This is a genomic window from Candidatus Acetothermia bacterium (assembly GCA_024653305.1).
Taxonomy (GTDB): domain Bacteria; phylum Bipolaricaulota; class Bipolaricaulia; order Bipolaricaulales; family Bipolaricaulaceae; genus JACIWI01.
In genome coordinates this window covers 106,104-120,708 of sequence record JANLFW010000001.1, presented here as the reverse complement: position 1 = coordinate 120,708, position 14,605 = coordinate 106,104, and the positions used below count along the sequence as shown (strand labels likewise).

Below are 14,605 nucleotides of genomic sequence, written 5' to 3'. Positions count from 1 at the left end.
CTTGGTATGGCCACCGTGTTCGTCCTCCGAGTCCAGTGCCGTCACCGCGGCTCCCACGGCCGACGGAACCGGTTCTCGCGGCCGGCGAGGAGCCGGCGGATGTTGGTGCGGTGGGTGAAGACCACGAACAGGGCCAACCCTACCGTGAGCCACTGGATCGCCGGTGGGACCGCGGCCCCGGCGTAGCGCCCGAGGAGGAACACGGTGAGCGGGAGCGCGGCCGCGGCCCCGAGGGAGCCCACGGACACCATTCCCGATCCCAAGGCCAGGAGGAGGAAGAGAGCGGCGCAGATGGCCACCGGGATCGGGGTGAGCGCCAGGAGCACCCCCGCCCCCGTCGCGACCCCCTTGCCCCCGCGGAACCGGAGGTACGGGGAGAACACGTGCCCGAGCACCGCAGCCAGCCCGGCCGCGAGCGCGAGGTACACCGGGTCGGGCGTCCCGGGCAGGGGGAGGCGGGGGAGCCAGGCTCCCGCGAGGTACCCCTTGACCACGTCCACGACCATCACCGGGAGGCCGAGCTTCCATCCCAGGACGCGCACCGCGTTTGTCCCGCCCACGTTGCCGGAGCCATGCTCGCGGATATCCACCCCGCGCAGGCGGCCGGCGAGGTACGCGGTGGGGACGCCCCCGATGAGGTAGCCAAGCGCCGCCACCATGAGGAAGGGCACCGCGGTCATGGGTGGCCTCCAAGCTCCGCGATCCGCCGGTCCACCCAGCCCATGTCCAGCACCCCGACCCCGAACGCGCCGAGGCCGGCGTGGACGCCGAGCGCCGGGGAGGCGTCCACCAGGTGCACCTCAAGCCCCGGGGAACGGCAGACCTCGCCGATCCGGCCGGCGAGGGCCTCGGCGGCGCCGATGGCCACCGCATGGGGGATGATCACCGCTGGGCGCTCCATGTCCGCCACGGCCTTGCCGGCGAGGGCGGCCAGCCGCCCCACCAGTCCTCCCGTGCCCAAGGCCGGGGCCACCGGGTGGATGTTGCCACCGGTGACCGCTACCACCAGCCCCAGGCGGGCCCGGCCGGTCAGCCACCCCGCCGCCCACGGCACCCGCCCGGAACGGGCCAGCGGCCGCAGGTCTGGGAGCGCCGCCCAGAACCGGACCCGCTCCGAGCACTCCCGAGCCAGTGCCCCCGCCGCAGCGAGCCCGAGGCCGGCTTGGACCCCCTTGGCCGTGGCCCACGTCACCAGGGCCAGCCCCCCGGACAGGGTCCCCGAGTCCACCACCTCGACCCGGATCCCCTCCCGCGCCAGCTCCCCCGCGGCCTGGGCGGCCACGCTCCACGTCCCGGAGAGGCCCTTCGCCAACAGCACCGCCAGCACCCCTGCGTAGCGCTGGCCGAGGTGGCGGAACATGTCCAGGAAGTCCCCGGGCGGCGGTTGCGAGGTGCCCGTGTCCGCGCCCTCCTTCATCCGCTCGTAGAACCCCTGGACGGTGAGCTCGATCCGGTCCTTGAACTCCTGGCCTGCCACCCGCACCCGCAAGGGGACGATGGGGATCCGGTACCGGGTCATGAGGAACTCCGGGAGATCGCAGGACGTGTCCACCACCACGACCAGTTCCCCCTTGACCGCCTCCCCGGCGGCCTCGGCGTGTTGGGCCCACATGTCGTCCACCTTTTCCTCGGCCACCTCGCCGAAGCCGCGGGCCACCTCCACGACCCGGGCCGGGGTGTTGGTGTGCACATGAAGGTGGAGGAAGGTTGCGGACCCGGCCACCACCACCGAGTCGCCCAGGGTGGAGAGCGCCTCCTTGACCGCGACCTGGGGCAGGACCACCCCGCGCACGGTGCACTCGGTGCAGTAGCGGAAGGCGACCCCCGCCGGGTCGTACTTGACTTGGGCCTTCTCCGGGGTAGGGGTGACCCCGGCCCGGCCGACCTCCTCCGTGTGCCCGGTGGCGATGTAGTGGAGGATCCCCTGCAGGAACCGCACGAACCCCAGCGCCCCCGCGTCCACCACCCCGGCCGCGCGCAGGGCGGGAAGGGCCCCGCGGGTCCGTTCCAGGGCCGCCTCCGCCGCCGTGAACCCTTCCTTGACCAGGGGCACGAAGTCGGCCATCCCCCGGGCCAGCTCTTCCACCCGGGCGGCGAACGCGGAGATCACGGACAGGATCGTCCCCTCCTTCGGGGTTGCCAACGCCTCCCACGACCGTTCCGCGGCCCGGCGCACGGCGTGGGCAAAGGCGGGCACGTCCACCCGCAGCTTCCCAGCTAACCCCTCGGCCAGCCCCTGGAAGAACTGGGCCACGATGACCCCGGAATTCCCCCGCGCCCCGTGCAGCGCGGCCTGGGCGACAGTTTGGGAGACCTCGGCCACCGGCTGGCGCCGGGCCCCGCGCAGTTCCTGGAGGATGGCCCACATCGTGGCGGCCAAGTTCTTCCCGGTGTCGAAGTCGGCCACCGGGAACACGTTGATCTCATCCAATTGGTCGGCGGAGGCGATGACCTTCTGCGCTCCGGCGGCCACAGCCTGCCGCAGGCGTTCCCCGGTGAGGTGGGCAATCCCTACCGGACGCGTGATTGCCATGGCCAAAGGATGATAGCCGTGGCCCAATGGGCTTGCCAGCCGAACCGAGGTGAACCCGGGCCCCGGCCGCGGTGTATATCCGGTGGAGGTGATAACCGATGCGTAAATGGCTCGTCCTGGTATCGCTCGTCCTCGGTGCGGTCCTGGGGATGGCTCAGTCCGGCGTATCCCCGCTGGGGATCGTGCCGGCGCCCATCCCGGGCTTTTCCGTGTCCATCTGGACTGAGCGGCCGCAGTACACCATCGGTGAGGAGGCAAGGATCTTCTTCTACGTGTCCCAGCCGGCCTACGTGTACATCTTCGACATCGAGCCGTCGGGGCGGGTGCGCCAGCTCTTCCCCAACTTCTGGTCGCCGAATCCGTACGTGCCCGCTGGGATCCACACCCTGCCGGACCGGCCGACCTACCAGCTTGAGGTTACCCCGCCTGGTGGGATGGAGACGTTGCAGATCGTGGCCTGTACCAACCCGCTTGCTTTCTCGCCCGGCACGTCCGCCGAGCCCTATCCCCTCCTCGGCCCGGACGTCGATGCTGGCCGGGCCCGGGTCCTGGGGCTCGTGCCCGAGCCGGGCTGTGGGTGTTGCGTTACCGCTTGGACGACCGTTCAGATCCTGCCCAGCCCGGGCTATGAGTTCTGGCCGTGCCCGCCGTGCTTCGGGATCGGGCCGTGTCCCCCGTGCTTCGGGGTCACGCCCGCCCCGCCCGGGGCCAGCTGGTTCTGTGATCCGGGTGGGACCTGGCACTTCTTCATCGGCGGCTGTCCGAGCGGGACCGGCATTTGCTGGTACCTCGGCCCGGACGGGCGGTGGCAAATCAAGGTCAACATCTGTTTCGGGAACTGCGACTAGCGGGAGCCCCACTGCCCACGGGGGGCCATCGGCCCCTCCCCACCCTCTCCCCCCGAGCAGGCCCGTCGTAGCGCGTGGAGCACCGGCCACCACCCCCCCATGTACCGTTCCACGGCCGCGGCCACGATCTTCCCCGGGCCGGGGCGGGCCACGTGAAGGGTGAGGAGCCAGCGGGCCGGGTCGCGCAGCACGCGGCACAGGACGCACCCAAGCCCCACAACGCGGCAGGGTGGAACGGGGCGATGGCCTCGGTGGGGACGAGCTCGCCGGTGGGCTCCTCCCGGGCCAACCCCGGTTCGCCGGGGAGGGTCCGGGACACCGCAAGCAGCGCGTCGAGGAGCTCGGGGAACGCGTCGGCTCCGTACTCCGGCCCCACGGTCCACGACAGGCGCCACCCCGGGCCGGAGGGACGGCCCGGGGCAATGTGCAGGTATTGGGGCGGGAGATAGGGCGCGAGGGAACGCACCTCTTCCCACCGGCTCCGGCCGCGCCTAACCCAGAGTGCCATGCCCTTTCCGCAACCAATGGCCCAGGAGATGGAGGGCGGCGGCCTTATCCATGGGCTGGTTCCCGGTCCCGCACCGCGGGGAGAGCACACACCGCGGGCAGCCGTCCCGGCACGGACAGGCGGTGAGGTGGGCGGCGGTGCGCCCGATCCACTCCTGGGCCCGCGCGTACAGGATGGAGGCGATCCCGATCCCCCCGGGGAACGCGTCGTAGACGAGCACCGTGGGCCGCCCGGTGTCCGGGTGGAGCGGTGAGGCGACCCCGCCCACGTCCCCGGGCTCGCACCGGGCGAGAAGCGGGACCAGCGCCACCAGGGCGTGCTCCGCCCCGTGCAGCCCGCCAGGGAGGGCCGCAGCAGGGACGGCGGCGGAGTCAAGGATCAGCCATACCCCCTCCGATTCGAACTCCACCGGCGAAAGATCGAGCGGCCGCACGTCCACCACCCGGCCCCGGTCGAGCACCTTGTACGCGGAGATCGTCTCCCGGACGTGGATCCGGCCGAACGCCACATCCCGCGCGAGCGCAATGGGGGCGAGGATCCGCGCCTCCTCCACGGCGAGGGCCTTGGTGGTGAGCTCGTCGGGAGACGGCTCGGCCTCGGCCACCCCGCGGTCGAGGTCCAGCGCCCGTACCCGGAACAGCTCCCCTTGGTGGGCAACCACCGCCCCGGGGAACGCCTCCCGCCGCGCCCGGAGCTCGTCCCACGTCTCCAGGACTTTCCCGTTCACCACGAGCTGCACCTGGCGGGCGGTGAGGGCGTTCAGGGACACCGCCTCGGCCGGCCGGACCCGGCCCGCGTACGACCAACCGCTCGGGGTAGCGGCGAGGAGCCCAGCCTGCTCGAGGGCGGCCACATCCTCAGCGGTGGCGCCCAAGCGCGGCAGGTCCTCACGGCGCAAGGGGAGCTCGGCGGCGGCGCACAGGAGATGGCGGACGGCGAGCTCCCGATGGCCGGGGTTGAGCACCGGCGCCTCCGCCACCCCGTCCACGAGCTCCCGCGGGTGATGGAGGAAGTAGCGGTCGAGGGGATCGTCCTGGGGCATGTACACCACCAGGGCATCGCGGCCGGCCCGGCCCGCCCGCCCGCCCTCTTGGCGGGCCGAGGCCACCGACCCCGGGTAGCCCACGAGCACCACCGCGTCCAGCCCGCCCACGTCCACCCCCAGCTCCAGGGCACAGGTGGAAGCCACCAGGCGCAGCGTCCCGTCGCGCAGGCCCCCCTCCAGCGCCCGCCGCTCCTCCGGGCGGTAGCCGGCGCGGTACGCGGCCACGGCCTGCCCTGGCCATGTCTTCCGCACCGCTTGGGCCAGGGCCTCGGCCATCCGGCGGGAGGGCAGGAACGCCAGCGTCTGCTGGCCTTCCCGCGCCAGGAACGCGGCGAGCCGCACCGCCTGTTGAAATGGGGACAGCTGGAGATCGCGGTCCGGCTCCCAGAACCACCACGTGCGCCTCCCTTGAGGCGAGCCGTCCGCGTCCACCACCGCTACCGGCCGGCCGAGGAGCCTCTCCCCGAGGAGGCGGGGATCGCCGGCCGTGGCCGAGGCCAGGGCGTATGTCCAGGTCGCGCCGTAGCGGCCGAGCACCCGCTCCAGGCGCCTGAGGAGGAGGGCGACCCCGGACCCGAACACGCCCCGGTACCAGTGACCCTCGTCCACGACCACGAACCGCACCCCGCGCAGGAACGGGGCCCAGCGGTGGTGCCATTCCAGGTACTGATGGAGGGCATAGGGGTTGGTGAGGAGGATCCGCCCCTCGCTCCTGAGCCGCGGCCGGCGGTGGGCCGGGGTGTCCCCGTCGTACACCCCCACCGCCCCTGCCACCCCGAGCGCCCGGGCGAGCGCGGTCCACTTCCCGAGCTGGTCCTGGGCCAGGGCCTTCATCGGGCAGAGGAGGAGGGCGGTGGCCGTGGGGTCCTGGGCGAGCGCCGCCACCACCGGGAGGGCCATGGCCAGGGTCTTTCCGGACGAAGGCCCGGTGGCCAGGACCACGTCCCGTCCGGCGAGGAGGTGGGCCATGGCCTGGGCCTGGTGGGCGAAGAGCCGAATCCCCTGATCCTCAAGCCAGGCCCGCGCCGAAGAGGGAAGGGCTGGCGGAGGGTCGGCGTAGACGCCCGGCCGGGGCGGGACCTCCTCCACCTGGATCACCTGCCCTCGGTACCAAGGCTCCCGTTCCAGCTGAGAGAGGAGGTCAGGCACCTTCGGCCACCTCCGCGAGGAGCACCGCGAGCAGGCGGGCCAACGTGGTCACGTCCTCGCGGTTGTGGGCGACCACCGGGACGAGGGGAGCGACCGATCCGGTGCGCAGGTACGCCTGATAACACGCGGGCACGTACGCGCTGGGCACGTCCACCGCGCGCGAGAGCCCGAGCACGGCCCGCTCCACCTGGGCGAGCGAACAGTCCGCGAGGTCCCGGCCCCACCGCCGGCGGGCGAAGAACAGGAGATCGAGGTGCGCCGCCTCCGGCAGGGGGGTGAGGCCGTGGTAGGCAAGCCGCGCCTGGAGGTGGTTCCAATCGTGAGCCTTGCCGTTATAGGAGACGACGAACGGCCGGGCGGGGAGCTCGGTGAGGAGCGCCCACAGGATGGCCGGCTCCTCGCCAAGCGACCGGGCCAGGTACTGGTGGACGCGGAGGCCCTTGCCGTCCAGGCGGCCCACCCCGGCGAGGAACGTGGGGAGGCCAGAAAGGCCTAGGGACTCGAGGTCGAGGAACACGAGTTCTTGCGGGCTGGCCAGGGCGAGGAGGTAGAGGAGGAGCGTGTGGGACGCGGAGTACCACCGGCAGATGCCCCGATACAGGGTGGGGAGATCCCGTCCGGCCAGGGCCGCCAGCCACCGCCGTGCCTCCGCCCCGTGCCGGGGATGATGGGCGAGATCGGCAAGGGTGCGCACGCCGGAAGCGCGGAGGCCCTCCTCCCGCACCGGGCCCACCCCATAGAGGAGGCTCAGTGCCTGGGCCACCGCTCCTTCGGCCAGGGCGGGCGCGGGGAACGCAAGGTGCACCGCGTGGCCCGAGACCAACCGCAGGCACGGGCCGAACGGGGTGACCAGCTCCTCGGCCGGGCCGAGGTCCGGGCCGGAGGCCGCGGCCGGGAGGGCCCCGGGGAGCTGGCCTGGCCCGCCGAACGACTGGGCAAGCTTGTCCAGAAACCGCGTATCGTCCACGGCACTCGATTATCCCCGATCCCCCTTCTCCCCACAGCGTGCGCCGCAAGCCTTCGGATGTCCTTCAGCAGATGCGGGGGACCGGGTCGCCGATGGGCATCTCCAGGAACCGCCGGCCCCCGATCCCGGTGTCCAGGATCACCCGGCCCGGGTAGTCGGGGATGGCGTGGCCGATGATCCGGGCATCCTGGCCGAGGTGATGGCCGCGGAGGGCGGCGAGGACCGCGTCCGCTCGGTCAGGGGCGGCCCCGATCACGGCCCGCCCCTCGCACGCCACCTCGAGGGGGTGGATGCCGAGGAGCTCGGATACGGCCTGGACCTCGGGCCGAAGGGGGATGTCCGCCTCACGGACCTCGATCCCCACCCGGGCTTTCCTTGCCATCTCGTTCAGGGCCGCGGCGAGCCCGCCCCGGGTAGGGTCCTTCATCGCCGTGATCCCGCCGACTTGCAGGGCTTGCGCCACCAGTGGCCACAGAGGGGCTACATCGCTTTCGAGCTGGGTCTGGAGAGCGAATCCCTCCCGAGCGGCGAGGAGGGCCATGCCGTGGTCGCCGATCGTCCCCGTGATCAAGATCGCATCCCCCACCCGAAGGCCGGCGTCGGAGATCGCTCGCGCTGCGACTCCGATCCCGGTGGTATTGATGGCGATTCCGTCCAGCTCCCCTTTCCCCATTACCTTGGTGTCCCCGGCCACGAGGGCCACCCCCACTTCGGCCAGCACCTCCGCTGCCGAGGTCAGGACCCGGTCGAGGTCGGCCAACGGGAACCCCTCCTCCAGGATTAGCCCCATCGTCATCGCCACCGGCCGCGCCCCCATCACCGCGAGGTCGTTGATCGTCCCGCACGCGGCGAGCCGGCCGATGTCGCCGCCGGGGAAAAAGATCGGCTTCACCACGTGGTTGTCGGTGCTCACGACCACCTGGCCGGGGGGAAGCTCAAGCACCGCCCCATCGTCCAGGGCATCGAGGCCGATCGGGCCAGCGCTCCTGAGCTTGAACCGGGGCAGGATCCGCTCGGCGAGGAGCTTCCCTGCGGGCTCACCGCCCGCCCCGTGGAGGGTGGTCACCCGGTCGCTTTCGCGCCTGGTCACAGCTTCGGCCTCCCTCCGTACCGGTACCACACGTGGCACGCCCCCTCTGCCCCCACCATGCACGGCCCCACTGGGGAGAGCGGGGTACAGGCGGTGCGGAACAGGGGACAGTCGGCGGGCACGGCCCGGGCCATGAGCACGTCCGGGCACCGGCAGCCCGGCGGACGTTCTTCCTCGGGTTCGCCCTCGATCGCGAACCGTCGTTCCGCGTCCCAGCGGGCCAGGTCCTCGCGGATGCGCAGGCCGGAGGCGGGCATCGTGCCGATCCCCCGCCACACGGCATCGCAGGGCTCAAACGCGCGGGCGAGAAGCTCCTGGGCGCGGCGGTTGCCATCCGCGGTCACCGCCCGAGGATAGGCGTTCACCACCTCGGCCCGCCCTTCCCGGAGCTCGCGCAGGGCAAGCCACAGGGCGTACAGGACATCCAACGGCTCGAACCCTCCGATGACGATGGGCACGTGGAACCGCTCCGCCACCCCGGCGTAGGCGCGGGCGCCGATCACCGTGGACACGTGCCCGGGGGCGAGGAACGCGTCGATGTGCACGGGAGGGGTAGACATGAGGGCACTGAGGGCGGGGGGGATGAGCTTGTGGGTGCAAAGCACGGAGAAGTTGGCGGGCGGGCCTTCGAGGAGCACGGCGGCGGTGCCGGGGGCAGTGGTCTCGAACCCCACCGCGAAGAACACCACTGGCCGGTCGGGGTGCTCGCGGGCGATGGTCACAGCATCGGCGGCGGAGAGGACGACGCGCACGTCCGCCCCTTCGGCGCGGGCCTCGGCCAGGGTGCGGCGCGTTCCCGGGACGCGGGTCATGTCCCCGAACGTGCACACGATCGCCCCCGACTCGGCCAGTTTCACCGCCCGGTCCAGGTCCCGGGTCGAGGTCACGCACACCGGGCACCCCGGGCCCTCCAACACCTCCACCCCGTCCGGGAGGAGCTCGCGCAGGCCGTGCTGGGCGATGGTGATCTCGTGGGTCCCGCACACGTGGACGATGCGCACCGGCCGGGGCGGGGCGTGCCGGGCGAGGAGGTCGGCGAACGCCCGTGCCCGCAGCGGGTCCCGCAACCGAAAAGGATCTGGGCTCATCTCAAACCCCGTGTGAGGCACACCGACCTCCCGATGCCCCCTTGTGGAGAAGGGCGGAGTCTTTTCCTCCTCCCCGGGGGAGGGCGACCCGTTCAGCCATCCTCGGCTTGGAGGGCGAAGATCTCGTCGAACAAGCGCAGGGTCTCCCGCGCATCCTCCGGGTCGAGGCGGCGGATGGCGAACCCGGCGTGGACGAGGAGGTAATCCCCGACGGCCACCGGCTCCCCCAGCGCGTCCAGCCGGGCCTGAGCGTGGACCCCCTGGACGTTCACAGTGGCCAGGTTTCCGTTCACCGCCACCACCCGGGTTGGCACGGCAAGGCACATGAACGAGGTCACCCTACCCATTCTACCGGTCTTTTCCAGCGGCTACAACGGCGGTCAGCGGTAGCGGAGGCGGTACCACAGGAAGGCCAGGTGCTCGCGGATCGCCCGGGCGGAATACCAGAGGCTTTGGCTGTGGGGCACGTAGTCCCAGGCGTCGCGGCCGGTGCGGGTCCCGTAGCCGCCGGGGGCGGGGATCGGGTCCATCTCGAGCTTCTGGAACACCGCCATTGCCCGGGGCATGTGCACGGCCGAGGTCACGAGCACGAACCGATGATCCCCCAGCATTTCCCGCACCGCCAGGGCGTTCTCGTAGGTGTTGCGGGACGCCGCCTCCCACGACAGCGCCTCCTGGGGGACGCCCAGGGCGATCGCCGCTTGGGCCATGAGCGGGGCCTCCGCGTGCCCTCCCGGCTCCCCGATCCCGCCCACGAACAGGATCGGTACACCCTCCCCCAGCATCCGCCACACCCGGATCGCCTCCACCAGTCGGTCGGTGGACGAACTGGACAGGGCGCTGGTGATCGGCCGTCCTCCGTCCCACCCCTCGCCACCGGTGAGGACGACGATCGCCGCCACGTCCGCGTTCGGCGCGGAGAAGAGCGGTGGATACCGGGTCTCCAGCGGCCGCAGGAGCAGGTCGGCCCCGACTGGCGTGCTCAGGAAATACAACGCGGCTAGTCCCACCATGAACAACCCCCGGCCCAGCCACCCCAGCCGGCGGAAGGACAGGATGGCGGCCACCAGAAAGAGAACGCATAGGACCGCTGCCGGGTCCGAAAGCGTGTCCACCGTCGCCATTGTTGAGCCAAGTCTACCGCCTTCATGTCCGGTGGTCCTAGGTCGCCCATGTGCCCTGCTCGACTTCAGGTGGTACACTGAATTGGGTTAGCACGGCCATCGGCCGATTCACAACGGGTGTCCATGGCGAAACTGTACCGTAGCCGGTCCGACGCCCTCGTCGGCCTTGTCCCGTGGGACGTGTGGGGCACGTGGGCACGGTCCTCGTCCGCGCCGCCCCTGATCCCGCCCTGTTCGTCGCCGGCACCCTGACCATCGCTTGGCACGACCAGGTGAAGTGGAACTTAGTCCAGCTCGGAGACATGATCCGCTTCACGCTCGTCACCGAACGTCGCCCCGGCCTTCCCTCCGTATCTCTTCGGCCTGAACCTGACCGAGCTCATCGTGCGGGCCGGGGACGGGACGGCGACGGTCACCCTGCCCGCGCGCGGCCGACTGCAAGCGACCCTCGTCGGCGGGTCCGGGGAAGTGACGGTGCGCATCCCGGGAGGGAGGGCGGCGCGGATCCGGGTCGAACCCGGCGCAGGCCAGTTGGACGTAGGGCACACGCATGGGCCCAGTTCTCGGTTCCACCATCCCGATCCTGAGCGCATCGTTGGGCGGGCTCCTCTCCCTTGCCCTGCGGCTCCTGCTGGCACGGCCGTGGCTCGGCTCTCGGCCACGCCGTTTCCCCCGGCATGACACGGGCGAGACCCCCCGGTACAATCGCCTTGTGCCAACGGGTCCGCGGATGCGAACCGCGCTCGCCGTGTCAGCTTGTCCCGCCGCACCCCCTGCGGCGCTCCCCGGGTTCGCCCGCGGGGCGGGTCGAAGTTGGAGGGGAATGCCCGTCCACCCCCCCAGGAACTCGACCGCCATGGGTGATGGCGATGCGGATTGAGGCACATCCGATCCTCCCCGTCGAGCGGGGGGAGCCGTTCACGTTCGCGTTCGCTGGCCAGACGATGCAGGGGTACCCCGGGGAGACGATCGCCGCCGCGCTTTACGCGGGCGGGGTGCGGATCTTCGGTCACCACCCCAAGGACGGCGCGCCCCAGGGGATCTTCTGCGCCAACGGCCAATGCGCCCAGTGCCTGGTGATCGCGGATGGGAAGCCGGTCAAGGCGTGCATGACCCTCGTCCGGCCGGGGATGCGGGTGGAGCCGATGGGGGGACTTCCGGCCTTGCCCAAGGTGGACGCGCCCCCGCCGATGCGGGAGATCGCGACGATCGCCGTCCCGGTCCTGATCATCGGCGGCGGCCCAGCCGGGATGTCCGCGGCCATTGAGCTCGGGAAGCGGGGGATCAATGCCCTCCTCGTGGACGACAAGCACCGCCTCGGGGGGAAGCTCGTCCTCCAGACCCACCGGTTCTTCGGGTCGATCGACGCCGTCTACGCCGGGACGCGGGGCATCGACATCGCCGAACGGCTCGAGCGCGAGGTGCGGGCCTGCCCATCTGTGGAGGTGTGGCTCAATTCCACGGCCCTGGCCGTGTTCAGCGACCGCAAGGTCGGCATCCTGCGCGAGGGGCACGAGTACGTGCTCGTCGCCCCCGACGTGCTCCTGGTGGCGGCCGGGGCGCGGGAGAGGTCGCTCGTGTTCAAGGGGAACACCCTTCCCGGCGTGTACGGGGCCGGGGCGTTCCAGACCCTGGTGAATCGGGACCTGGTAAGGGCTGCGGAGCGCCTGTTCATCGTGGGCGGGGGAAACGTAGGGCTGATCGCGGGCTACCACGCCCTCCAGGCCGGGATCGAGGTTGTGGGCCTGGTGGAGGCGCTGCCCGAGTGCGGTGGGTACAAGGTCCACCGGGACAAGCTGGCCCGGCTGGGCGTGCCCATCTACACCTCGCACACCATCGTCTCCGCGAACGGCCGGGACCATGTGGAGTCGGTGACCATCGCCCGGGTGGACGAGGCGTTCCGCCCCATCCCGGGGACGGAGCGCTCGTTTGCCTGTGACACCGTGCTTGTGGCGGTGGGCCTCGATCCGGTGGACGAGTTCTACTTCTACCGGAAGGCCCTCGCGTTCGGGATGCCTGCCTTCGCCGCCGGGGACGCCGCGGAGATCGCCGAGGCGTCGGCGGCCATCTTCTCCGGGAAGATCGCGGGCCTCAGGATCGCCCGGGCTTTGGGAGCTGAGACTGCCGAAGTCCCCGAGGACTGGGTCCGGATGGCCGAGGTCCTCAAGTCGAGGCCAGGAGATCGTATCCCGCCCACGCCCCCGCCGCAGGAGGACGGGGTGTTCCCCGTGTTCCACTGCGTGGAGGAGATCCCGTGCAACCCGTGCGCTTCGGTGTGCCCGCAGGGGCTCATCCACATCGACCCGGGCGACATCCGCAAGGTCCCAGAGTTCCTCGGGCCCAACCTCGGAAAGAGCTGCATCGGCTGTGAGCGGTGCGTCGTGATCTGCCCGGGCCTGGCGATCACCCTTGTGGATTTCAGGAAGGATCCGGAGATGCCCACCGTCACCATCCCGTTCGAGTTCGCCCAGGACCGGGTCCAGGTCGGGGACGTGGTGACCGTGGTCGACGTGGGCGGGGCGGCCTTAGGGGAGGTTGAGGTGGTCGAGGTCCGGGCGATCCCCCGCAACGACCGCACGGTGCTCCTCAAGGTTCGAGCCCCCAAGGCGATCGCCAAGGGCATCGCCGGGGTGCGGGTCCAGGTGCCGTGGGCTGCGGAGCCGCTCCCCGAGGCCATCGGGCGCCTCCCCGACGACCAGATCGTGTGCCGCTGCGAGCGGGTCACCGCCGGGGAGGTCCGGGAGCTCATCCGCAACGGGTGCCGGGACATGAACGAGATCAAGGCGATCAGCCGGGCCGGGATGGGCGCCTGCGGCGGGAAGACCTGCGGCCCCCTCATCAAGCGCCTGTTCCGGGAAGAGGGGGTCCCGGAAGAAGAAGTAACCGACTACGTCCCGCGCCCCCTGTTCATCGAGGTCCCGCTGGGCGTGTTCGCCGGGGTGAGGCAGGAGCGCGATGGGTAGGGCTCACTACGACGTGGTGATCATCGGGGCCGGGAGCGTGGGCACCCCGGCGGCGTGGGCGATGGCCCGTGCCGGGGTCGAGGTCCTCGTGCTCGACCGGTTCCCGAGCGTGGGCCAGGGTTCGAACAAGGCGGCGATCGGCGGGGTGCGGGCCACCCACTCCGACCCGGCCAAGATCCGCCTATCCTTGCGCACGATCGAGATCATGTCCACGTGGCAAGAAGCCTACGGCCACGACATCGAGTGGAAGAGCGGGGGGTACGTGTTCGTCGCCTACGCCCCCCGCGAGGAGAAGACCCTCAGGGACCTCCTCGTGGTCCAACGTGCCTACGGCCTTTCCATCGACTGGTACGACGCACGGGAGCTCCTCAAGATCGTACCGGACCTCAACCCGCGGGGCCTCCGCGGCGGGACCTATGCCCCCAACGATGGCCACTGCTCCCCGCTCCTTGCTGCCCATGCGTTCTACGACCAGGCCGTGCGGTGCGGGGCCACGTTCCGGTTCGGCGAGCGGGTGACCGGGATCGAGGTCCGGGGAGGGCGGGTGCGCGCGGTCCGTACGGACAAGGGCGAATACGGGGCGGACGTGGTGGTGAACGCCGCCGGCCCGTGGGCCCGGGAGGTGGGGGCGCTCCTGGGGCTGGACCACCCCGTGAGCCCCGATTCCCATGAGGCCGGGATCACCGAGCCGGTGGCCCATTTCCTCGACCCGATGGTGGTGGACATCCGCCCCGCGCCGGGGTCGGCCAACCACTACTTCCACCAGCTCGCATCCGGTCAGCTCGCGTTCTGCATCACCCCCCAGCCGCCGATCTGGGGTGAGGACCGGCGGGAGACGAGCACGTTCCTGCCGATGGTGGCGCGGCGCATGATCGAGCTCATGCCGAGGCTCGCCAACCTGCGGGTACGGCGGACGTGGCGGGGCCTGTACCCGATGACCCCGGACGGCTCCCCGCTCGTGGGCTGGGCCCGCGAGGTGGACGGGTACCTCCTGGCGATCGGGATGTGCGGGCAGGGGGTGATGCTTGGGCCGGGGTTGGGCGAGCTTCTGGCCCGGATGGTGGCCGATAGCGTGACCGCGGAAGACCGGGAGATCCTGGACGCGCTTTCCCCCTACCGCGCGTTCGCCCTCGAGGAGGCCCTGAAGTAGTGACCGGACGGGGGCGCCAAGCCCACTCCTGCAAGCCGGGGCTGGCCCGCAGGTCCTCCGGCTTGCGTCTTCGTACTTCTCCCACTTGATGCCTCTCGCTCTCTGCGGAGACGAGGACCGGGCCGCGTCGTCCAGAACAG

12 protein-coding genes are annotated in these 14,605 nt (G+C 71.4%); 3 read left to right on the top strand and 9 right to left on the bottom strand.

From position 1 onward, the window contains the following. Positions 1 to 41 precede the first annotated feature (41 nt). Together plsY and NUV94_00620 are read right to left on the bottom strand one after the other, a co-directional pair. On the bottom strand, positions 42 to 680 hold the full coding sequence (plsY, locus tag NUV94_00625) for a glycerol-3-phosphate 1-O-acyltransferase PlsY (protein MCR4391300.1): 639 nt from the start codon (positions 678 to 680) through the stop codon (positions 42 to 44). After that, a complete protein-coding gene (locus tag NUV94_00620) occupies positions 677 to 2,533 on the bottom strand; it encodes a DegV family EDD domain-containing protein (protein MCR4391299.1) in 1,857 nt (618 codons plus the stop codon). The genes plsY and NUV94_00620 overlap by 4 nt, the downstream gene beginning before the upstream one ends. A gap of 98 nt (positions 2,534 to 2,631) precedes the next feature. Between NUV94_00620 and NUV94_00615 the strand changes: the two genes are divergently transcribed. After that, complete coding sequence (locus tag NUV94_00615) at positions 2,632 to 3,381, top strand: DUF4384 domain-containing protein (protein MCR4391298.1); 750 nt, start codon at positions 2,632 to 2,634, stop codon at positions 3,379 to 3,381. On the opposite strand, the gene NUV94_00610 is transcribed toward NUV94_00615, so the two are convergent. The 7 genes from NUV94_00610 to NUV94_00580 all read right to left on the bottom strand — a co-directional run bounded on the left by NUV94_00610 (position 3,378) and on the right by NUV94_00580 (position 10,343). After that, a complete protein-coding gene (locus NUV94_00610) occupies positions 3,378 to 3,599 on the bottom strand; it encodes a hypothetical protein (protein ID MCR4391297.1) in 222 nt (73 codons plus the stop codon). The two genes, NUV94_00615 and NUV94_00610, sit on opposite strands and share 4 nt — an antisense overlap. A 273-nt stretch (positions 3,600 to 3,872) precedes the next feature. Further along, positions 3,873 to 5,903: a DEAD/DEAH box helicase gene (locus tag NUV94_00605; GenBank protein ID MCR4391296.1), complete on the bottom strand. Its 2,031-nt coding sequence runs from the start codon at positions 5,901 to 5,903 to the stop codon at positions 3,873 to 3,875. A 172-nt stretch (positions 5,904 to 6,075) separates the two neighbouring features. Beyond that, on the bottom strand, positions 6,076 to 7,050 hold the full coding sequence (locus tag NUV94_00600) for a ribonuclease H-like domain-containing protein (GenBank protein ID MCR4391295.1): 975 nt from the start codon (positions 7,048 to 7,050) through the stop codon (positions 6,076 to 6,078). A 64-nt stretch (positions 7,051 to 7,114) separates the two neighbouring features. Further along, entirely contained in the window at positions 7,115 to 8,140 is a 1,026-nt protein-coding gene (gene hypE, locus NUV94_00595) for a hydrogenase expression/formation protein HypE (protein ID MCR4391294.1), read from the bottom strand. Continuing rightward, the gene (gene hypD, locus NUV94_00590) at positions 8,137 to 9,228 is read right to left on the bottom strand and encodes a hydrogenase formation protein HypD (GenBank protein MCR4391293.1); all 1,092 of its coding nucleotides are present in this window, start codon (positions 9,226 to 9,228) and stop codon (positions 8,137 to 8,139) included. The genes hypE and hypD overlap by 4 nt, the downstream gene beginning before the upstream one ends. Before the next feature lie 92 nt (positions 9,229 to 9,320). Continuing rightward, a complete protein-coding gene (locus NUV94_00585; protein ID MCR4391292.1) occupies positions 9,321 to 9,566 on the bottom strand; it encodes a HypC/HybG/HupF family hydrogenase formation chaperone in 246 nt (81 codons plus the stop codon). 42 nt (positions 9,567 to 9,608) lie between these two features. Continuing rightward, on the bottom strand, positions 9,609 to 10,343 hold the full coding sequence (locus NUV94_00580; GenBank protein ID MCR4391291.1) for a YdcF family protein: 735 nt from the start codon (positions 10,341 to 10,343) through the stop codon (positions 9,609 to 9,611). An 878-nt stretch (positions 10,344 to 11,221) separates the two neighbouring features. Between NUV94_00580 and NUV94_00575 the strand changes: the two genes are divergently transcribed. Together NUV94_00575 and NUV94_00570 are read left to right on the top strand one after the other, a co-directional pair. Beyond that, positions 11,222 to 13,315, top strand: coding sequence for an FAD-dependent oxidoreductase (locus NUV94_00575; GenBank protein ID MCR4391290.1), 2,094 nt, complete (start codon positions 11,222 to 11,224; stop codon positions 13,313 to 13,315). Continuing rightward, positions 13,308 to 14,465 (top strand): FAD-binding oxidoreductase, encoded by a 1,158-nt coding sequence (locus NUV94_00570; protein ID MCR4391289.1) that lies wholly within the window; start codon positions 13,308 to 13,310, stop codon positions 14,463 to 14,465. The genes NUV94_00575 and NUV94_00570 overlap by 8 nt, the downstream gene beginning before the upstream one ends. Positions 14,466 to 14,605: the final 140 nt, after the last annotated feature.

Coding starts and splice junctions, on each gene's coding strand:
- plsY (MCR4391300.1), bottom strand. CDS start 680: ATGACCGCGGTGCCCTTCCTCATGGTGGCGGCGCTTGGCTACCTCATC.
- NUV94_00620 (MCR4391299.1), bottom strand. CDS start 2,533: ATGGCAATCACGCGTCCGGTAGGGATTGCCCACCTCACCGGGGAACGC.
- NUV94_00615 (MCR4391298.1), top strand. CDS start 2,632: ATGCGTAAATGGCTCGTCCTGGTATCGCTCGTCCTCGGTGCGGTCCTG.
- NUV94_00605 (MCR4391296.1), bottom strand. CDS start 5,903: ATGGCCCACCTCCTCGCCGGACGGGACGTGGTCCTGGCCACCGGGCCT.
- hypD (MCR4391293.1), bottom strand. CDS start 9,228: ATGAGCCCAGATCCTTTTCGGTTGCGGGACCCGCTGCGGGCACGGGCG.
- NUV94_00575 (MCR4391290.1), top strand. CDS start 11,222: ATGCGGATTGAGGCACATCCGATCCTCCCCGTCGAGCGGGGGGAGCCG.
- NUV94_00570 (MCR4391289.1), top strand. CDS start 13,308: ATGGGTAGGGCTCACTACGACGTGGTGATCATCGGGGCCGGGAGCGTG.